We start from the raw sequence: 21,284 nt of genomic DNA, 5'->3' as shown, positions 1-21,284 counted from the left end.
GCGTATCTTTGTGGCACGGATTCACTCAAATTCATTCTCGATTGCGATGATGACAACTAAGATATTGAATGCCTTGGGTCGTTGTCCACTGTTCAGGGGACTGACTCAAGCAGAGATAGAGACGATGATGGAGGGTGTGGCTTATCGTCTCGTGGCTTTTGAAAAGAAAGATATTTATGCATTGACAGGCTATCCTTGTCGTTATGCCGACATCATTGTGAGCGGTGAAATGGTAGCAAGAATGGCGGGATTGTCGGGTAAATCGGTTGAGGTCAGCCGTTTGGTGCCGGGCAATATCATTGCACCCGCGTTCATCTTTGCGCAAGACAAACGGCTGCCTGTAAGCGTTGAGACTGATGTTGATACTCAAGTGCTGCGTATGTCACCGCAAGAGTTGAAACGACTTATCGATACCGAGGAGACGATTCGGATGAATTTTATTCAGTCTTTGTGCGACATCGATGTCTTTCTTACCCGTAAAATGCGTATCCTTTCATTGTTGACGGTGCGCGAGAAAGTGTCTTACTTTATTCTGACAGCCGCCAAAGAGCAAGGATCTGACACGATTCGGTTAGACAAGTCACGACAAGAGATTGCCGATTCGTTCGGTATTCAGAAATTCTCTTTGCTACGTTCGATGTCCGAACTGGTAGAAGCCGGCGCCATTCAAGTGGATGGAAAGACCATCACGATTATCGATCGAGGGAAGATGTGACGGTTTGCTGTTTTTTGTTTTACTCCCGATAGGTGTATAGACAGGTAGAGAAGAAGAAATGAAAAGACTTTTGTTGATAGCTGTCAGGGCTTTGGCGATGATACAAATTGACGTGAGTAGTTTATCGGTCGCAATTCGAAGACATGCAATTAACAGATAAACGTGTCACGTTTGTTCCTTTCCGATAATAAGATGATGAGTCTCTCGTCTTCTGACTGTATCCGACTTAAAGTCGGAACTCTGGTTTCCGACCGCACGTTTATCGACAGTATGCGCACTTATTCCACCAATATCGAAATGCAAACACTACGCATTTACAGTGCCAATCCGGATAAAGCACCGGCCACTCGAAGTGGAGAGGTCATCGAAAGTCATATCTGTTGGTTTCACAATGACAGTCAGTAAGATTCGCGAGAAATACAAATCAGGTAAATAAATCCATCATTTTTAGGTATTGCGAGTGTCTGCAAATATAGTTACTTTTGCACGCAAAGTGAGTAAATTACAATAAACAGAATCATTCAAACGTATGAAAAGATTAGTAATTGTCCGCCACGGGGAGAGTGAGTGGAATCAGAAAAACCTCTTTACAGGTTGGGTTGACGTAGAGTTATCAGACAAAGGGCGCGTTGAAGCCAAGCGTGCCGGACAGGCATTGCGTGCTGCCGGCATCGACTTCGACATCTGCTTCACCTCTTATCTGCGCCGCGCCATCAACACGCAGCAGATTATCTTGAAAGAGATGGACCGCGAGTGGCTACCCGTTTACAAGTCGTTCAAACTCAACGAACGTCATTATGGTGCGCTGTCGGGCCTGAACAAGAAAGAAACAGCTGCAAAATACGGCGATGAACAGGTGCATATCTGGCGCCGAAGCTTTGATGTTCGTCCCCCGAAGATGGAAGATGATAACCCGTATAACTCTCAGAAGAATCCCGCTTATCGTGATGTGCCGGCACAGGAAGTACCTATGTGCGAGAGTCTCAAAGACACAATAGCCCGCACTGTGCCCTATTTCGAGAAAGAAATCAAGCCGCTTGTAATGGCCGGTAAGCGTGTAATGATTGCCGCCCACGGTAATTCGCTGCGTTCACTCATCAAGTATTTCGAGCATATCTCCGATGAAGAGATCATCAATGTGGAGATTCCCACGGGCACACCGTTGGTTTATGAATTCGACGACGACTTCAATGTCGTGAAGAAATACTACCTGGATAAATAACAAGACGTTCTTACTTCTTTCTCCATTTCTTTCGAGAAGAAGGAAGAGTAATGCTTCAGTCGTTTCCATTTTTATATTGATCGCGCCCCATTTTATTAAAAGTGGGGCGCGATTTTTTTCTTATCTGCAAAATAAATGCACTGTTCAGGAGGTACGATTATCCGCTTCGACATTCAATTATGCTTGTGCGTCGATAACCGAGTCAACACCATCGGCATTGCACGGTTTGATGACTTAAAAGACGGGAAAGATGGAACGATTTTGTATGCAGTCGTTTCTTCCATTCTGAAATACCGTTAAACGGCGTGCGATTAACGGTTAAACGCACGCCGTTTAACGGTTAATTGCAAGGTGATTAACTGTTAATTGGAAATAGATTTATATCTATTTGATTTTCAATGAGATGTGATTCTCGTTTAATTCTTATTCCTCTATTTTCCTGTTTGGATATCAATTAAAGGATGAGCAATTGTCAATCATCAATTAGGTACAGCCCACCAGCTTCTAACTTAGGGTGCCAAGAAAAATTATCAATGATTTTCCGTACTATAATAGAGACTTTTTCGGAAAATATTTTTAACTTTGCGGACGTATTGCTCATTTGCGGAAGCAAGGTCAAGAGAGACGGAACAAATGAGAGAAAAGATGAAAACGACAATTATTCAATATGTATAAACTTATAAAACAGTAAGCTATGAGATTAAGAAAGCTACTTATTGTGGTCCTGTTGGCGGTGGTTTCGCTGGCCCGGGCACAGATGGAGATGCCGCCGATACCCGTAGATACGGCCGTGCGCATCGGTAAATTAGACAATGGATTGACTTATTACATCCGTTACAATAATTGGCCTGAACACCGTGCTAACTTCTATATTGCCCAGAAAGTGGGTTCGATACAAGAAGAAGAGGCACAACGCGGACTGGCACATTTCCTTGAACATATGTGCTTTAACGGTACAGACCATTTCAAAGGCAATGAACTTATCCGTTATTGCGAGTCGATCGGCGTGCAGTTCGGCCGCGACTTGAATGCTTATACGGGCATTGACCAGACGGTATATAATATAGATAATGTACCCACCAATCGCCAGAGCGCACTCGACTCGTGTCTGCTTATCCTGCGCGATTGGGCCAATGGGCTGACACTCGATCCCAAAGAGATTGACAAAGAGCGCGGTGTGATCCACGAAGAGTGGCGTCTGCGTACCAGTGCCAGCAGCAGAATGTTCGAGCGAAACTTACCGACACTCTATCCAAACTCTAAATACGGCGTTCGTTATCCTATCGGATTGATGAGCGTTGTGGATAATTTCAAACCGAAAGAGCTGCGTGATTATTATGAGAAATGGTATCATCCCACTAATCAGGGGATCATTGTCATTGGCGATGTGAATGTCGATCACGTTGAGGCTGAAATTAAAAAGCTTTTCGGAAGCATTAAAAATCCTGCGAATGCAGCACCTGTTGTGAACGAGTCTGTGCCCGACACGGCCGACCCGATTGTGATTATCGACAAAGATAAAGAGTGTACTACCAGCGGCGTTGATGTGCTATTTAAACACGATGTGTTCCCCGACTCGATGAAAAACTCAATGATTTATCTGGTCAACAATTATGTGAAGAATGCCGCAATGAGTATGCTTAACGACCGATTCAGTGAAACCGCACAGAAAGCCGACTGCCCGTACGTGAATGCTTCGGCATCGGACGGCAATTATATCTTTGCTAAAACCAAAGATGCTTTTACTGTTTCAACCACGCCTAAGGATATTTCACAGGTAACTTCATCGTTGAAAGCTGCAATGATCGAAGCTCGCCGTGCTGCCGAATTTGGCTTTACACCGACGGAATACAGTCGTTATAAGGCTAATATGCTGAGTTCGCTCGACAAGATGTACAGCAATCGCGACAAGCGTTACAGTTCTCAGTTCTACGCCGAATGTAAAGGCAACTTCCTTTCCAATGAGCCGATGCCTTCGATCGATTATTATTATACGACGATGAAGCAACTCGTGCCTAACATTCCGCTTGAAGCCATCAATGAATATATAAAAGAACTGTTGCCTGCTAACGACAGTAATATGGTCATTATCAACTTCAACAACGAGAAAGAAGGTAATGTTTATCCTACGAAAGCCGGTTTGTTGCAGGCTGTGAAAGAAGCGCGTACAACGCAAATTGAGGCTTATGTAGACAACGTGAAGGACGAACCACTGATGGCTACGATGCCAAAAGCAGGTCGAATTACCAAGGAGGTGAAGAATGCTAAATTCAATTACACGGAGCTTACACTGTCGAATGGTGCACGGGTGATATTGAAAAAGACTGATTATAAGAAAGATCAGGTGCTGCTTTCGGGTCAAGGAGAAGGCGGAAGCTCGCTCTACGGACCCGCAGACTATGTCAATGCGCAAGTGTTCGACAATGTAATCGGCATCAGCGGACTTGCAAACTTCTCAAGTACAGAACTCGAAAAGGCGCTCGCCGGTAAGATTGCGAATGCCAATCTCTTAATGGGCGACGAATATATGGATATCGGTGGCAGTTCAACTCCTAAGGATGTGGAGACAATGTTGCAGATGGTCTATCTCTATTTTACCAAGATCAACAAAGATCAGAAGGCTTATGACAATCTCATCAGTCAATTGGAAGTATCTTTGAAGAACCGTTCTATCTCGCCGGATGCAGCTTTCAGCGACTCGCTTACGGCCACAATCTATGGCCACAATCCGCGTTTGGTGCCGTTGACAACGGCTTCTCTGAAATCCATCAACTACGATCGGATTCTCCAAATGGCCCAAGAGCGTACGGCAAATGCTGCCGGTTGGACTTTCACTATTATCGGAAACTATGACGATGCGACCATTCGACCGCTCATTTGTCAGTATCTTGCGGCACTTCCGACCAAGGGTAAGGTTGTCAAAGGTCATCGCACGAAAACGATGCAGGCCGGAATCATCGACAATCAGTTCGTCCGCAAGATGGAGACTCCTAAGGCAACGTCGTATATGGTGTGGCATAACGAGAAACTGCCTTATACACTTGAAAATGCCATTAAGGCCGACATTGCCGGTCAAGTGCTCAATATGGTCTATCTGAAAAAGATTCGCGAGGATGCCAGTGCAGCTTATTCGTGTGGCGCCCGGGGTTCGGCCTCTATTCAAAATGCCTACCATAATATTGTCATCTTGGCTTATTGCCCGATGAAACCGGAGAAAAAACAATTGGCATTAGACATTATGCGTGCAGAGGTTCCGGCCTTAGCACAGAGCTGCGATGCGTCAATGCTCACCAAAGTAAAGGAATATCTGCTCAAACAAAACGATGATCAGATCAAGACCAACGGCTATTGGATGGGCGTGATCGATATGTATCGCAAGTATGGAATCGATATGCACACCGACTTCAAACGCCTTGTTACGGCGCAAACGCCACAGAGTATCTCCGCATTTGTCAAAGAGTTCCTTAACGTCAACAACCGAGTCACCGTGACGATGTTGCCGGATGAAAGCAAGAAATAATTCTTTTGAGAATTAAGAATACAACGATAAAGGAGTTAAGCTATTCGTTTTTACGCCAGGCTTAACTCCTTTATTTCTTTTATTCGTAAGTCTTTTATCTTATAATTTACGGATAATCGTCAGTCCGTCGCGCAACGGAAGAATGACGCGTTCTACCCGGCGGTCTGTTGCAACGAAGTCATTGAAACGCTCGATACCGCTTGTTTGCCGGTCGTTGTCATACGAACGATCAATTACATGACCGTCCCAAAGCGTGTTATCGGCCAAGATGTAGCCGCCACTGCGGGTGACAGAGAGTGCCATTTCATAGGTTTCGAGATACGTTCGCTTGTCACCGTCGATGAAAACCATATCGAATGTGATGCCCAATCGAGGCGCTTCGACATTTGCATCACCGATAATGAAGTTGATGCGGTCGGCAAATTGACTTCCTTCTAACCACGGACGCGTGAAGTCTTCCATCTCATCATTCACTTCAAAAGTCCACACTCGGCCTCCCTCCGGCAGTCCTTCGGCCAGGCAAATGGCGCTGTAGCCGCTGAAAGTACCTACTTCGAGGATGTTCTTAGGCCTGATCATCGTGACCAACATTTTGAGAACGCGGCCCTGCAAATGCCCGCTCGCCATTCGTCCGTGCACCGTATGGATATTCGTTGCACGATAAAGACGATGCAGATAATCGCCCTCGGGGTCGCTGTGAGCAAGGATATAGGCGTCGAGAGTCTCCTCCGGGCTCTCCGAAAGTGGGGAGATCTTCGTTGGTTTTATCATACTTCTACTTACTTTAAGACTGAGATCGTGTCTCCTTTCCTATTGAAAAGGACGTAGGAAGCCTGTTGTCAGATACTCGATTGCCAGTCGATAAGACTCCAATCCGAATCCTGCAATCACGCCGATGCAGGCACAACTGAGCATTGAATGATGCCGGAATTCCTCGCGCTTGTGCACATTCGAGATATGAACTTCAATCACCGGGCACGCCAGCGACCGAATACAATCCTGCAAAGCGATGCTCGTGTGGGTGTAAGCGCCCGCATTCAGCACGATGCCATTATACTCGAAGCCTACTTCTTGCATCTTATCGATCAGTTCGCCTTCGATGTTACTTTGGTAGAAATCAAGCTGAACGCCTGCAAATTGCTTGCGTAACGCTGCGAGATAGGTCTCGAACGACTGGCTGCCATATATCTCCGGCTCGCGCTTTCCGAGCATATTCAGATTGGGGCCGTTGATAATCTGTATTTTCATTTCACTGTATGGATGATTCGTTTGCAGCGCAAATATACCACAATTTTTCAAAAATCGCTCTCCAATTTGCACTTTTTCGTGCGCCGTACGACTGTCTTCAAGAAAATCCGTAACTTTGCATTGCAACACGAAACGCAAATGAAGAAAACGGATTCAGCTCCCGACAGCATTGTCAAAAACTATCTACGCTATCTTAAACTCGGGCGAAACTATTCGCCGAATACCGTCGATGGCTATCACAGAGACCTTCGAAAACTGCTCGATTATCTCCATCGGGAAACTGTTTCCGTGCTTGATGTCAAGCTCGAACACCTCCAACACTTTGCCGCTACGCTTCACGAACTCGGCATCGGTCCCTCATCGCAGGCACGAATATTAAGTGGCATCCGCGCATTTTATCGTTTCCTGCTGCTCGACGGCTATCTCACGGCTGATCCGACGGAGCTTCTCGAATCGCCCACTTTGGGTGAACATCTGCCCGAAGTGCTCTCAACCGCCGAGGTAGATGCCCTTGAAGCGAGCTTGGATATGTCTAAACCCGAGTCGCATCGCAATCGAGCCATCATCGAAGTACTGTTTTCCTGCGGCCTGCGCGTATCTGAGCTCACCCATCTTCGCCTTTCCGATCTCTTTCTGAGCGATCGTTTCATCCGTGTTTTGGGTAAGGGCAACAAGGAACGACTCGTCCCCATCTCGCCCAAAGCCATCAAAGAGCTTGACCTCTGGTTTGAAGATCGTCGCCGAATGGATATCAAACCCGGTGAAGAAGACTATGTTTTCCTCAATCGCCGAGGCTCACATCTCACTCGAACAATGATTCTGATTATGATCAAACGCCAAGCCTTGCAGGCCGGAATCACGAAAACCATCTCCCCGCACACGCTCCGTCACTCTTTTGCTACGGCCCTTTTGGAAGGCGGAGCCGACCTGCGCGCCATTCAGGCGATGCTCGGTCACGAAGATATCAGTACTACCGAGATTTACACGCACATCGACACGCACACCCTCCGACAAGAAATCCTTGAGCATCATCCCCGCAATCGCCGTGAAATCATACGCGGACAAAAGGCTGATTTGCCAATAGATCATTGATCATGAACTGTTAATCGTTTTTCTTCTCACCTCTCTCCCTTTCGGGATGAGCCCGAAGGAGCCAGTTAAGAGTATGTACCCAATTGGTGATTGACAATTAAGAATCCTTGGACTGACATTCAAGTAAGAGCGTAAAAGGGTGCAAGAGAAAGAAGATTTGTATCTTACTGAAAATCAACAACATATAAAACGCTTTACAACTAACCGTTAATCATCGTGCGTTTAACCGTTAATCACCTTGCAACTAACCGTTAAACGCTCGCCGTTTAACGGTTAATCAGCGTGCAAGCAGCCACTATTTGGAAAGGGATTTGTATGTCATTAAAAATCAATGACATACAAATCTATTTTTATTTGTGACTTTCTGCTTTTCTACTTGAATACTGACCGAAGAACTTTCAATTATCAATGAGTGTTTGATTACATATCCCCAGCCCCCTAACTTCGGGAGCTAAGAAGGATGATCAACTGTCAATCATCATTTCTCAATTGGAAAAGTACTCCGCAACAAACCTGCGATAAACTTCCTTTTTGAGTGCCAACGCGGTGCTGCCCATCGTCTTTTGTTCGGCAATCGTTATCCGACGACCGATCTTGACGGTAATATCGCCGCGGTCGCAGAGCATCGAACCGCGGGGCATTATCGTGCGCAAGCCGTATAAATAGACCGGAATGAGGTCGACATTAAGTTGCTGTGCGAGCAGAAAAGCACCGTTGTGGAAACGCCCGATGCCGTCGGTCAGTGGCCGTTCGCCCTCGGGGAAGATCGCAATGCTGTATCCTTCGGCTATGCGTTGACGGCATTGGGTCAGTAGAACATCTGCTCCCTGCTCTATCGAAAGGAAGTCGGCGAACTTTAAGATACGATGAACCACAGGATTATGCCACACCTTTTTTCCCGTGATAATCACGATTTTGGGCGACAGGGCCATCAAACAAACGGGGTCGAGAATAGACTGGTGATTGCAGATGATAATGCCCGGACGCTCGAAGTCTTCGTTATCGGGGTTTAGAATGGTGGTCTTTACGCCGGAAATCCGATGTATGTCGAATTTGAAAAAGCGGTACATCCGGTTATGAAGCGTGCGTACCCGAGCCGGCGTTTTGCGGCGAATCTTGAAGAGATACGTGCTCAGACACAACCCGTAAAATATCTGCCCGAGATAGACCATAGTGGCAAACGACGTAGCCGCGAGTCGCCGGACGGTGACGGGGAATGGCCTGTCGCTGCCGTCGCTACGTGTGTACAGCCATCCGAAAACTATTGGAGGAAGCACGTAAGTCATTGCAACCACCGAGGCCATACCCACTATCGTAATCTCGCCTAACGAATGAAGCGCCGGGTGGCGGGCAACAATCAGTGTGCCCATACCGATAAACATTATCGCGGCCGATAGCAAAATGCTGCGTGTATAAGAGGCAAGCATCCGGCGATGGTGCGTGCGTTCGTAAATCAAACCTTCTGTAATGAAGATGCTGTAATCGTCGCCCTGACCGAAGATGAATGTTGCCAGAATTACATTTACCAAGTTGAAGCGCATTCCGAAAAGGTGCATCGTGCCAAGAATCCATATCCACGATACCGCCATCGGTAAGAAAGCGACGAGTGCGTGTTCGATTTTGCCGAACGAAAGCCATAAGAATACGAACACGATCAGTCCGCAGGCCCAACCGATGTAATTGAAGTTGTCGGACAAAGAAACGGCTATCGTGCTGTTCATCGACTGTACATCGAAAGCCCAACGGCCGTTATTTTGGTCGGCATAGGCTGTAATGAGGCTGTCGGCAACAGCTGTCGGCACGTTCGTTACACGCACGGCGGTGCGCCCGATGATACGAGTCCCGATTCCGTTGGTCGTGAGCGGTGCAAAGAAACGGATGTTTTGGGGATGAAACGGAGTGTTTAAAAGGGAATAAAAATCGGTGAAAGCCTCGGTCGAGAAGCCGATTCGGGCAGCTGTTTGAGGAAGATGGATGTAGAATTCGGCGTGATGTCGGCGCACGAAAGCATTCCATCGGTCGATTCGGCGTTGCTGTTCGCGCCGGCTGGTGATAAATACATCAGCACTGTCTTGCTCACTCCGCGTGAGCGCTTCATTAACCGTCGCGCCCTCGGAAGCGATATATAGTTGTGTTTCGCTGGGTGTCTCGTTGCGCATTTTGCTGAGACCGGCCAGCAGCTCACGCTGATTGGGATCGAGATAGTTGATGTTTTGCATATTCGTATCAAACGACGTGGAAAGACTGAAATAGCCCAACACGAGCGTGATAACGATGAGCGAGCCGGCTACCCATTTGTTGCGGGGATAAGTAGGGGTGTATTCCGCGGTCTCGTTTGTCTCTTCCTGCAGCTGGCCGACCACTTTTTGCACTGCGTTTTGCTTGCAAAGGTGGGGCAAAAAGACCATAACGAAGAGGATTGTGCCCATTAACATCAACGCAGCAAATATACCTAAGTCGCGCAAAGCGGTAGAATCGAGCGGTATCAAGGCGCAAAACGCTCCCACGGTAGTGATGTTTCCGATGACCAAAGGCTCGGCAATATCTTGCAAAACAGCGCGAGGCGAAGGTTGATGAGATAGATGCGAGACAAAATGTAACGGATAATTGACAGCAATGCCGATGATAATCGAGGCGATGCCGAGCACGATTACCGACACGTGTTGGTGCAGAACCGACATCCCTGCCATAGCAATGAGCCAGCCGAAAGCCAACGAAACCACGATGAATAACATCTTGCGGAGGCTGCGTAATGCGTAAAAGAGCAGCGAAAGGATAAGAACGGCAGCGATACTCACGGCCCAAAGACTGTCGGTTTTGATCTGTCGGGCATTCTGAACAGCGATAACGGGGGCGCCGGTAGCTTGTATCTGCACGCCCGGTATGGCTTGTTCAACAGCCGAGGCAGCGGTGTTTACCCGATTGATCAGCGCCGTATTCTTGCTGGTTTCACTCGACCCGTAAGGCGAATCGATCATAATGATGGCGCGTTTATTATCGGGCGTGAAGATGAAACCGTCGTTGAGCGCATAGCGAATGTTGCTATTGGCAGTTTGAAGTCGAGTTATCAAGGGGGTAAACAGTCCCAAAGGGTCGCGCTGAATGTTGTTACTTACAAGGCTGCCGGTCGGAAACAGCAGTTGTTCTTGGGCTCGTTGCAGGGCCGAAGCAATGCTGTCGGGTGCCAGTTGGCGTTCCATTCGCTTGTAGTCGGCCGCTGTCAGGAAGAGCGGTGCATTGCGATAAACGAACGAAGCAATGTTTATCAGCTTGTCATAGTCTACTTGCGCCGTTATTTTCCAATGCTCTCCGGCTGTCTGTTTGCTGAATAACTCGACGGCAGAGATCAGCTTTTCGGTGTCGGTTTGCGATGAATCGCGCAACTGGAAGACAACGAAGATGCGGTCGGCCGCATTGATTTGCCGATAAATCGACATCGATTTCTGATATGCCTCATCGTTAGGCAGAAAGTCGCTGATGTCTTCATTGAAACGAAGACGCAGCGTGAGCAATACTGATCCAACGACAATCGCGGTCAAAAGAACGTAACATAGCCATCGGTTTCGATGCAGATAGTCGTACAAACGCAGTACAAAGGTCGTCATCTTCCTACTTATTTGAGCGTTCGTTGAGAGATAACGGGGTTGGCATAAATGCCCAGAAAGATTTCGCGCAATGCCGAGTCGGACAGCGAATTCATTCTGTCGACGAACGCCGAGCGCTCTTCTACCGTGTAAGGAGCAGTCGGTTTGGGTGCATTGTTCACCAAATCATAGGCAATGTAATTGTTTGTCATCAACCGATAATTGCTGATGATACGGCGATCGATGAGCTTTGCCACGCTGCTTACGGCGTCGTGGGCCGGCAACGAACGGTAAGCGAACAGCTCATCGGCCGTTAAAGGCTCGCAAACCTCAAAATGTACGCGCCCTTTCGGCTGTAAAATGCCCGTCAGAATACTGTCGATGTCTTCGCCGGGACGCTTTACATACTTTTCGGTTCGTGCCCGATGAAGTTCTCGAACCTTTAAGATGTCGCAGGGTTCCCACTCATAACTCACGGCAACGGGCACGATGTGAAGTTCCAAAAGTGCTTTCATCTTATCGTGTCCGCCTGCTATCGAGAACATCTTAATTAGTCCTTGGTCGGTCGCATCGATGCCGTTCTTGGTGCGCCCGTTGCGCTGTGCGATCCAAACTGACGACTTCTTGTGCGTCAAAACATAGTGAATATATTGCGATAAATGCAGCGAACTGCGATAAAACTCGCGTGCATTTCCACCGCGTTCTACACGAAACATCTTGTTGCTTTTACCTATATCGATGAGCAATGGATGGCACATCAGATTGGCGCCGAACGTGATTTCGCTGGTCGGAAATCCCGCATCGGTGAGTGCCATTTGCAAGAGTGATGCGTCGAGAACGATGTCTCGATGGTTGCTTACAAACATATAAGACTGCGACGGCGATAAATTCTGCAAGCCGTTGCAGGTGAATTGCGTTACCGAATGTTTGATTACCTGTACGTTGAAATCGTACATCACCTTGTGTTGAAACTCGTCCGATGTCTTGATTTCACGCAACAGGGCTCGGATTTCGTCGACAGAAACGCCGGGAAAGATAAACGCTGCCAACTTCGGCAACAGTTCGCTGTCGGCAATCCGGTGCATTGCTGCGGGTATTTCTGCGTTGTTATAGGGTCGGATATCATCGAAAAAGCTGGGCGAATAATGGTTTTCTGCGGTGTGTGTCATTGTTTTTTGCGTTCGTCGATGAATTTAATGGGCTTGCGACTTTTGGCCGGAAAGTTGATTTTTTGCACTTCTCCGACCGGCAACAGTTCGATAATCGGTGCCACACGAATGCGTGAACGGAAGTGATCTTTAAGGTCTTTGACGATATTTTCGGCCGACTTGTTTGTTGCGGTGGGCTTGATTCCGACGCGAATAACCACTTCGTCGGTACCGGCCGCCGACTCTCGCACGATGACCACATAGTTCTCTATGTAAGAAGTATTGTCAAGTACGTCGTTGATAGCGGGCGGATAGAGCGTGGTTCCTTTGAGTTTGATGAGGTTGTTTTTACGACCCACGAGCGGAGTAAGCCGATATGCCCACCTGCCGCACTCGCATTTGTCCACACGTTTGGCTGCAATGTCACCTGTTCTGAATCTTAACAGCGGCATTGCTTGCACGCCGAGCGTGGTCACGACGACCTCACCCGCTTCGCCGTCAGCCACAGGCTGGTCGTCGTTGCCAATGATTTCGACAATGATTAACTCGGGATGGACGTGTCCGCCACAACCAAACGCACACTCGGAAAACGTTGCACCCATCTCAGTACTTGAATAAGTGGCGAAGAGTTGTACTTCGGGCCACTTCTCTTGAATGCGCCTGCCAAGCAGATTGAGTGTGAAATCCTGTTCACGAAGTCCCTCGCCGATACCGATAATGCGCCTGATGGAGGAGTGTCGGTAATCGATTCCGTGTTCTTCTGCATATTCGATGAGCCGCAAAATAAATGAAGGCACGCACATAATGGTGTCCGGATGGATGCGCATTACGGTGTCCCATTGCAGTTCGGGAATGCCGTTGCCCACGCGAATAACGCCTACACCCAACTTGCGTAGCCCGAGAAAGTAAGCCATTCCGGCCATAAACCGCTTGTCGAGTGTGGTCATCAGTTGCACGATATTGCCCTTTTTGAGTCCCGCACATTCAAAAGACTTGGCCTCATTGAAGGCCAATCTATCCAGGTCTTGATCCGTACAGCCGAATGTTACTGGGTCGCCCAAGGTGCCGGAAGTGGTAATATAGTCGATGATTTCATTCTTCGCGACACACAAAAAGTCGTCGTTGAAGAGCTGTAAGTCGCGTTTTTCGGTGAAGGGGAGACGTGTTAAGTCTTCAAGATACCGCACCTTTGCGATGTCGATACCGTGCTGATCGAACATCCGTTGGTAGTATTTTGAATGTGTGTTGAGGTACGCCAACTGTTTATGAAGCAGCTTTTCTTGAAAGCATTTGATGGCTTCAGGCGATTGAAATTCGATGTCTTGTGACATACTTATTGGTTGTTTTCTTATACGTTGATATTCATTGCATTTTAATTAACGGCTTTTCGCACGTCGGTTAACGGTTAATTGTCGTACGTTTAACCGTTAGATGCACAGTGATTAACCGTTAGTTGTAATGCTGTTTCTATCTTATTGTCAATCAGTTAATTATAGAAGTGTTTGGCAAGTAGATCCTTTGCCGGAATGTTTACAATCTGATTGTTCTCATCTCTAATCGTAACCGACTCGTTATAAAGGGTTTCTTCTTCCAACATTTGCCGTTCGGCAGCCTTTAACCCTTCATCGAGTGTTTTGAGATATAATTCTATTTCTTTATCCGACATAACGCTTTACTTTCTCGCTTTTCTCTTTTTCTTTTCTGTTAAAAGCATTTTCTATATCATTAGAACAATGCTGCAATCTTTCGAATCTCGGCAAAACGACCTGCGATTTTCCCATTTTTTCTTGCCGTTTGCAGATTATAGTCGCTCTGCATTCGCGTCATAGCATATCTTTCTTTGCAAAAGTAACACTTTGTTTTTACATTCGCGAATAAAGTGAGTCGTTTTTATTCATTGCTGTGTTGTGTTGTATCGCGAGTCGAAAGGTCGTGTTGCGCTTGGCGGCTTAAAATCTCCTGCAACCACGACAGGAACATTTCTTTCCATCGGCGACACTCCTCTGTGCCACGCGTGGCACTTGCTCCGAAGCCGTGTCCGCCCGTATTGAAGCGGATGTAACGGTGATCGATATGGCGGGCAGTGAGTGCCGAGTCGAGCAAAGCGGCGTTTGCGGGATGCACGACAGGGTCGTCAGCACAGCAAGCAATGAATGCCGGTGGACAGTCTGATGGCACGTGACGCTCTAACGAGAGTGAGTCGCGCATTTGTCTATTGTTCTTTCCCCACTCACCGAGCAGTCCCTTGCGCGACCGTTTGTGCACGAATCGCTTGTCAGAGAGTGTAACCACGGGATAAAGAGCGGCTACAAAGTTGGGCCGTAACGACACGTTGGCGTGTATTCCGATTGGAGCCAGGAAGTCGGTTGCGGCAAATTCGGCCGCCGCCATTGCCAGATGTCCCCCTGCCGAGAAGCCCATCATGCCTACACTGTCGGTTGCTATGTTCCACGTTTGTGCCCTTTCGCGCACCAATTGGATGGCACGCTGAACGTCGCGGAACATATCCGGATGTCTCACTCCTCTGAAAAGGAGGCGCGAATGGGTGATAAACGGGATGATGCCCACCGTCCGATAGCTCAATACAAAGGCCGCAATGCCTTGTGACTGCAACCAATGCGCCACGTCTATACCCTCTGCCTGACGGTCGAGCCAGTGATAGCTGCCGCCTGGACAGATGATTACGGCCACGTGTTTATCGCCCGTGGCTGGGAGATAAGGCGTTAGCGTCACACTCGGTGCACGTTCGTCAGTATCCGCCCAAATACGAATTTGGGCGCGAGCGGCGGTGGCTGAAAGGATCAACATCCATAAAATAATGGTTTTTAGCATCGATCTGATAATGTAACTAATATCCATATAAATTCAAAAACTTACCAACTCATTGCCTCACTTTACATTTTTCGGATAATCTGATTCATTCCCACGATTGCCTCGGCGGTGTTAATCGCCGAGAGAGGAACGCCGCAAATGCCGTGAAGTCCGATATTCTGGCCCGTCAACAAGAGGTTGCTTACTTTGGTGAATATCGGTACTTGCGAGCGCAGAAAGTTCTCGCAGTCTTTCTCATAACCGTACAACGAGCCGTGTTTGGTGTGGAAATAGTCGCGAACAGTAAGCGGTGTAGCTGTGTAAATGTGCTTGATGGCACGGCGAAAGTCGGGATAACGCAGTTCCATCAGCCGGATAATATCTTCCTGCCGGGCTTTTTTCCACGCCTCATAATCGGCTCCCCGCCGACCCGTCAATGTATTTTCCCATTGCGCCACGGCCTCATATGGCATAATACTGTTGATGATCATATGCGTGGCAAACGGTCCTTGACAGGCCGAAGTGGGCGTCATAAACATAAAACCGACAGGCCATTGGCCCTCCACATACTCTCCGAGGCGCCAGATATGACGGTAATCGCGCTCGTAATAACACGTGTGATTGATATAGGGGAACGCTCCTTCGTGCAGCTCAATGAATAAGTTGAAGGTGGAATAAGTATTCGGAAGGCTCTCCAAACGATTGCGATAAGCACGCGGGAAAGCGTTTTCGTCGGTGATACGGAATAGTTCTGATGGATGAATAGCAGCTATATAACGATCGGCTTGATATTCGGTTCCGTCGTGTGTTACCACTTTTTGCACTGCTTTCTCACGCACTTCGATATGCTCTACGGGTGCATTGGCAATGACACGACCGCCTGCCTGCTCGATAACCGACTGTAAAGCCAGGGCCATTTGCAGACTTCCGCCCTCGAAACGAGACGGTCCTTCGATGTAGAGAACATTGATCAGTGCGTGTATGTAAGCAGGTGTGTGTCCCTCAATACCGCCATACATCGGATTCATATACGCCAGAAGGTCGCGCAGTTTTGGGTCGGTGACATAGTGGGCAATGCATTTATCGACCGGCCAAAAAAACTGTTCGCTGTGCTGAATGATGTCTTCACGGGCGGGACGAAGATGAAATATGTCGATCTCATCAGTGAGTTTGTAGAGCGCTTCGACATAATTGTGCAACTGTTCGCGCTGCTTAGGGAAGTAGACTGCAAGACTTTCGGCAAATGCTTGTCTGCCAGACGCAATGCGATAAGTGACGTTATCCTCGCCGTAAGTAATCTCATCCATACACCACTCGTCCATATCGCGCAGCCGAAGACGGTCGATGATACCGAGATACGTGCAGATTCGGTGCAGGGTTCCACCCTTTCGGAATCCTCCGAGTATGTGCATTCCGGTCTCGAACTCGACGTTTCCGCGTCTGAAAGTCTGCAAACCACCGCCGATAACGGCGTTTTTCTCTAAGACGATAACGCGTAATCCCTCTTTGGCTAACAACGCTCCGGTTGTCAGTCCGCCCAAACCGCCACCTATTATAATAATGTCTGCATTCATTCTTTTATCTGTTGATAAATGGTTTCGGCCGTAAGTAGCTCGCTGCAAGTGACAATCGTGCCTACAAGTACGCCCAACATTCCGTGCGAATTGATGTTCTGCCCGGTGAGTAAAAGGTTCGGAATCTTCGTCTTATGCTGTACGTGGCAGGCCGCTCCCTTGTTAATGTCTTTGGCAACACCGTACATCGAGCCTGCTTCCGTACCTGTATAGTCGAGGTAAGTGAGTGGAGTAGATGTCCAATAAGCCGCTATCGCCGCCCTCAAACCGGGACACTGGCGATTCGCTTCATCGATAAGCCGCTCGGCTTTAGCCTGTTTGAAGGCTTCATAATCTGCTCCGCGATGTCCCACTTGGGTGCCTTTCCAATGTTCTACTTCATTGAATCGCATATAACTCAGCAGTTCGCCACACTCGGCAAAACGCGGAATCGCACCGTCAGTTACGGTCGGACACATATGCATATATAAGAATCCGCGGGGCCAATCGTCGTCGGTGTATTGCTCGCAAGCCCACGGCGAGGGATCGCGATAGCCGTAATAATTGTGGTTTAAATAAGGCATTGTACCCGGTTTGAACTTCATATAGACTGCGAAACCACCCGTGGTATTGGGCAACTGATGTATACGGGCCCTGTAAGCAGGACGTATCAGTGGAATATCAAGTAGCATTTCTACTAATCGGGAGGGATGAACAGAGGCTAAAATGAGGTCGGCTGCATAATGGCTTTCGTCTTCTGTGACCACACCCGTAGCTTTTTCGCTATTGCAAAGAATGCGGGTGACTTTCTTTCGAGTCATCACATCGCCACCATAACGTCGCAAAGTGTCGGTCAACGAATGTGCAATAGCATCACTTCCGCCAGGTATTCGGAAGGCACTTTGATTGTAAAAGTCGGTAATAAAGGCGTGAGTGGCAAAGGGAGTCTTACCTTTTTCGGCAGCGTAGAGCGGCAAATTTCCCACGAGAACATTGCGAAGCATTGGGTCGGTAATGATCGAATCGACGACGTTGTCGATACTCCGTATCTGGTACTCGGTATTGATGGCAGCATTGCTGTCGGCTTGTCGCAGGGAGTGGAGCGATGAGGCGCGGGCAATTTCTTCAATTAAATCGTAGTATTTAACAATGTGATCGGTTTCGTGCGGGAATCTTTCGGATAATTGTTCGATGAAAGGCCCCCGATCGTTAGCCAGCCGGAAGCATTCGCCTGACAGTGAAATAACGTCGTAACCGTGCTTGTCGAGCCTGCTCAAAGGTATATTATCCATTTCAAGATAGTGCATCAGACGGTGCAAAGTCTGCCCTCTTTCGGCACTTCCGATGAAATGCATCCCTGTCTCGAACTTCACTCCGTCTCGCCGGAAACATTGAAGACAACCGCCGATTTGTGTTCCTTGTTCGAGAATCGTTACCTGATAGCCGTTCCGAGCGAGGATAACGCCACACGAAAGACCGCCTAATCCACTGCCAATAATAATGCAACGCTTCATTGAAATATCATTCGTTTTGAGTCCATTCGATATATTTCCGACGGAAAGTCTTGGCTATTTCCATCGGTGTCGAGCCGTATTCAGAGTCGGTTATGCGTATTCGGGGCTTGATTTCGACCGTAATCTCGCCGGGAGTGATGTGCTTTGCCCGTTTGTTGAGCACCACTCCGGTACCGTGAAGTACGACAGGTACAATGTCGAGAGCGAACTTTTGTGCTAAGTAAAACGCTCCTTGCGAGAACCGATGCACGTCTAAATCGGCCGAACGAGTGCCTTCTGGGAAGATCATTATCGAATAACCGCGCTCGGAAAGACGCCGAAGCAGTCGCTCGTTCGTATCGAAATCGTGTGTTACGGGTAGATATTCGGCGTAGCGAATGGCCAAACCGTAGAGCGGATTGCGCCAAACCCAACGTTTGGTCATTATGACTAAGCGAGGTGTGAGCATCATAATACACAGCAAATCGAGGTGACTCTGGTGGTTGCTGATGATGACTGCGGGGCGGAGAAAGTCTTCTCCACTTTCGTTGAGGACGCGTGTCGTAACGCCGGGAACGTGTTTCAGCAACCAACGCGATACTTTTTGGATATACGAATGATAACGAAGTCGCTGGTGTTCGGTTACCCGATGCGAGTTGAAGAAGATGAAAAGGGCCAGCTGGACGAACAACATCACAATGAAAAGAAGCAACAACATACCCACGGTGAGCACCGTTCGGATGAGTCGTTTGGGCCAAGCGTACACGAGGGCAATGCCGCACAGCACGGTATTCAATACAGAGATGCGGGCGAAGTCATAGTAAGGTCGGAAGTGACTGACGCGCTCCGACTGTGGCGGATAGTACACTTGAACGGGAATACTGCGGATGCCGACGTTGTGCCAAGCGGCAAACACCAGCAGCTCTAACTCGGCTTCGTAACGCGAAGTGATGCCATTCAGCCAGCGAAGCTGCCTGAGCGGATAAGCGCGGAAGCCTGTTTGCGTGTCGTCTAACCGTATACCGGTCTGCAAACGGAACCAAAAGTTGCTGAATTTATTGGCAAATCGGCTCTCGGTATTCATATTTCGGCCTGTGGTTTCATTGAAAAGGGATGGGTCGAAACGGTTACCGACGATAAGATAGCCCGCATATCGGCGGATGGCTGCGATGAATTTGGGGATATCTGATGCGTAATGCTGTCCGTCACTGTCGATAGTAATGGCATAATCGAAGCCTTGTCGGCGTGCTTCCTCAAATCCTTTGCAAAGCGCTCGGCCCTTACCTGCATTACGCGGAAGCGTGATCACGGTGATGGGTAACGTGCAGTCGGCAAGCAGTTGAGCCGTAGCGTCGGTCGAACCATCGTCAACCACGATAATATCGGCCACATATCGGCTTACTTCCTGAATCACCTCGGACAACGTTCGGGCGTTGTTGAAGGTAGGAATGACTACACACACGCGTTTATTCATATGTAACAGACAGTTTGGCAAATACTTGTTCATCGCCGAAGATTTCGCCTTTCACAGCATATTTTGCGGTTTCTCCGGTTTCGACTTGATAGGAAAAAGATATCGAAATAACCGGAACGGCAGCCGGACTCAATTTATTCAGGAACTTGATGTTCCTTACTTTACACAGGAACAACGGTTTCCCGATACGTTTCTCCATCAATTCCGTAAGCATTTCGATCATACATACTCCCGGCGTTACGGGTTGATTGGGGAAGTGAGCACGGTAAATCACGTGCTCGCTGTTGAGTTTCAGTCGGGCTACAGCACCACTTTTACACTCTTCGTAAGTCTCGATACGGTAGAAATCATTCGCTAATCGCATTGTGTTCTTGTTCTAAGGGTTTGAAGATATAGTCGATCCCGTATTTTAGATCAGTGTATTCGCATGACCCGCGGGTGATGAGTTGCGGAATGATTTTCCGCAGATCGCGACGCAGAATGTGACGGATGTACCACTTATCGAGCATCGGCATTATATCGATTAGGCGTACCTTGTGTTTCCGTTCGTTGTAAATGAAATCGAAAGCTTTCACTCCGAACTCGTTGATAACGGCTCCTTTGACCATCCGATTGCTATCGATAGCCATTATACAGATGCCCGAAAGTACTGCTTTTTTCATTCCGATCTGCACCGAAAGCTGCAAAGTGTCTTGCCGGGAAGCCGCTGTCGAGAGACTGACCAACAAGCAGATGCTCAGTAAGAGACACTTAATCAATCTTGTATTCATTGCCGTTGACAGATGCATTTTTAATTGGGTCGAGCAGTTCTATCACTGTATTGTCGCCTCCTTTTTCAATCATCTCAACGCGAACGGCCACCATCCGCTTAGTATCGAACGTGATGAGGAGTTGTGAAAACAGCTGTCTCAGTTCCTTTTTAACCGGTGTGAGGCGTGCAATCCAGCTTGTTCCGCTCGTCGACATCTGCGTTTTGAAGTTCTGCTGATCTGTTAAACACTTGCCGGTAACGCTACTCATCATTATGGATGTTATCTGTTTGAACACTTTGTTTTTGTTCGCGTCGATGACATCGGTACGTTTACTGTTCTTCATCAGTACTTTGTTGCCGTTCACAATGAATACATACTGATAAGGACTCGTATATTCCCAGCGCAGTTGCGAGGGCTGGCTGTAACACATCCGGCCCTTGGCTACCATCTTGTTTTTCAGTATTCGTAACGTCTTTGTCTGTCGGAAGGTGCATTGCAACGTCTTCATCGCCTGTGCGGCTTTATTTACTTGCTCCGTCATCTGTCGTGCCTGCGCTTCATTGACAGGTGTCTGCGCAGTTGCACTCACAGTGAGAAACTGTATGAAGACTATCAAAAGAACTTGTTTCATACTGTTTGAGTTTCTGAGTTTATCAGTTTTTAAGTTTGTGA

Annotated in this window: 19 protein-coding genes; 6 read left to right on the top strand and 13 right to left on the bottom strand. The window is 48.0% G+C overall.

Annotated elements, in window-relative coordinates; translation table 11 throughout:
- Positions 1-46 precede the first annotated feature (46 nt).
- From RWY97_RS05420 to RWY97_RS05400, 5 genes are all read left to right on the top strand, one after another.
- Positions 47-715, top strand: coding sequence for a Crp/Fnr family transcriptional regulator (locus tag RWY97_RS05420; RefSeq protein WP_024992047.1), 669 nt, complete (start codon positions 47-49; stop codon positions 713-715).
- A 162-nt stretch (positions 716-877) separates the two neighbouring features.
- Positions 878-1,120 (top strand): DUF5117 domain-containing protein, encoded by a 243-nt coding sequence (locus RWY97_RS05415; RefSeq protein WP_315565976.1) that lies wholly within the window; start codon positions 878-880, stop codon positions 1,118-1,120.
- 124 nt (positions 1,121-1,244) lie between these two features.
- Entirely contained in the window at positions 1,245-1,937 is a 693-nt protein-coding gene (gene gpmA / locus RWY97_RS05410; protein ID WP_314080266.1) for a 2,3-diphosphoglycerate-dependent phosphoglycerate mutase, read from the top strand.
- Between the two features lie 135 nt (positions 1,938-2,072).
- Positions 2,073-2,237 carry a hypothetical protein gene (locus RWY97_RS05405; protein WP_315565974.1) on the top strand — a complete coding sequence of 55 codons (165 nt, stop codon included), beginning with the start codon at positions 2,073-2,075 and terminating at the stop codon, positions 2,235-2,237.
- A gap of 394 nt (positions 2,238-2,631) precedes the next feature.
- Positions 2,632-5,457 carry a M16 family metallopeptidase gene (locus RWY97_RS05400; RefSeq protein ID WP_314740819.1) on the top strand — a complete coding sequence of 942 codons (2,826 nt, stop codon included), beginning with the start codon at positions 2,632-2,634 and terminating at the stop codon, positions 5,455-5,457.
- 99 nt (positions 5,458-5,556) lie between these two features.
- Here the strand turns inward: RWY97_RS05400 and RWY97_RS05395 are convergent, their stop codons facing one another.
- Positions 5,557-6,228, bottom strand: a complete 672-nt coding sequence (locus tag RWY97_RS05395; protein WP_315565972.1) for an O-methyltransferase — start codon at positions 6,226-6,228, stop codon at positions 5,557-5,559.
- A gap of 39 nt (positions 6,229-6,267) precedes the next feature.
- Positions 6,268-6,705 carry a type II 3-dehydroquinate dehydratase gene (aroQ, locus tag RWY97_RS05390; protein WP_315565971.1) on the bottom strand — a complete coding sequence of 146 codons (438 nt, stop codon included), beginning with the start codon at positions 6,703-6,705 and terminating at the stop codon, positions 6,268-6,270.
- A gap of 138 nt (positions 6,706-6,843) precedes the next feature.
- Between aroQ and xerD the strand changes: the two genes are divergently transcribed.
- Complete coding sequence (gene xerD, locus RWY97_RS05385; RefSeq protein WP_024992050.1) at positions 6,844-7,797, top strand: site-specific tyrosine recombinase XerD; 954 nt, start codon at positions 6,844-6,846, stop codon at positions 7,795-7,797.
- 485 nt (positions 7,798-8,282) lie between these two features.
- Here xerD and RWY97_RS05380 read toward each other — a convergent pair whose 3' ends face one another.
- The 11 genes from RWY97_RS05380 to lolA2 form a co-directional block, all read right to left on the bottom strand.
- Positions 8,283-11,402 (bottom strand): MMPL family transporter, encoded by a 3,120-nt coding sequence (locus tag RWY97_RS05380; protein ID WP_315565969.1) that lies wholly within the window; start codon positions 11,400-11,402, stop codon positions 8,283-8,285.
- Positions 11,403-11,410: 8 nt separating this feature from the next.
- Positions 11,411-12,550, bottom strand: a complete 1,140-nt coding sequence (locus tag RWY97_RS05375) for a 1-acyl-sn-glycerol-3-phosphate acyltransferase (protein WP_315565967.1) — start codon at positions 12,548-12,550, stop codon at positions 11,411-11,413.
- A complete protein-coding gene (flxY, locus tag RWY97_RS05370; protein WP_021583910.1) occupies positions 12,547-13,860 on the bottom strand; it encodes a flexirubin biosynthesis putative acyl-CoA ligase FlxY in 1,314 nt (437 codons plus the stop codon). Before flxY ends, RWY97_RS05375 begins: the two co-directional genes overlap by 4 nt.
- Before the next feature lie 155 nt (positions 13,861-14,015).
- The gene (locus tag RWY97_RS05365) at positions 14,016-14,195 is read right to left on the bottom strand and encodes a DUF8506 family protein (protein ID WP_021583947.1); all 180 of its coding nucleotides are present in this window, start codon (positions 14,193-14,195) and stop codon (positions 14,016-14,018) included.
- Between the two features lie 224 nt (positions 14,196-14,419).
- A complete protein-coding gene (locus RWY97_RS05360; protein WP_315565963.1) occupies positions 14,420-15,337 on the bottom strand; it encodes an alpha/beta hydrolase in 918 nt (305 codons plus the stop codon).
- Between the two features lie 86 nt (positions 15,338-15,423).
- Entirely contained in the window at positions 15,424-16,914 is a 1,491-nt protein-coding gene (locus RWY97_RS05355; RefSeq protein ID WP_315565961.1) for a phytoene desaturase family protein, read from the bottom strand.
- Positions 16,911-18,407: a phytoene desaturase family protein gene (locus RWY97_RS05350; RefSeq protein WP_315565959.1), complete on the bottom strand. Its 1,497-nt coding sequence runs from the start codon at positions 18,405-18,407 to the stop codon at positions 16,911-16,913. The genes RWY97_RS05355 and RWY97_RS05350 overlap by 4 nt, the downstream gene beginning before the upstream one ends.
- 7 nt (positions 18,408-18,414) lie before the next feature.
- Positions 18,415-19,860, bottom strand: a complete 1,446-nt coding sequence (locus RWY97_RS05345; protein ID WP_390883263.1) for a glycosyltransferase — start codon at positions 19,858-19,860, stop codon at positions 18,415-18,417.
- A complete protein-coding gene (locus RWY97_RS05340; RefSeq protein ID WP_024992059.1) occupies positions 19,853-20,224 on the bottom strand; it encodes an ApeI family dehydratase in 372 nt (123 codons plus the stop codon). The genes RWY97_RS05345 and RWY97_RS05340 overlap by 8 nt, the downstream gene beginning before the upstream one ends.
- Positions 20,208-20,630, bottom strand: a complete 423-nt coding sequence (locus RWY97_RS05335; protein ID WP_315565954.1) for a hypothetical protein — start codon at positions 20,628-20,630, stop codon at positions 20,208-20,210. Before RWY97_RS05335 ends, RWY97_RS05340 begins: the two co-directional genes overlap by 17 nt.
- A complete protein-coding gene (gene lolA2, locus RWY97_RS05330) occupies positions 20,611-21,243 on the bottom strand; it encodes a flexirubin biosynthesis/transport protein LolA2 (RefSeq protein ID WP_311441445.1) in 633 nt (210 codons plus the stop codon). Before lolA2 ends, RWY97_RS05335 begins: the two co-directional genes overlap by 20 nt.
- Between the last annotated feature and the right edge of the window lie 41 nt (positions 21,244-21,284).

Origin of the sequence: Hoylesella pleuritidis (genome assembly GCF_963541955.1) — a bacterium.
In the GTDB taxonomy this organism is placed as follows: Bacteria; Bacteroidota; Bacteroidia; order Bacteroidales; family Bacteroidaceae; genus Prevotella; species Prevotella pleuritidis.
The sequence above is the reverse complement of the archived record's forward strand: the minus strand, read 5'-3'. Positions and strand labels throughout refer to the sequence as shown.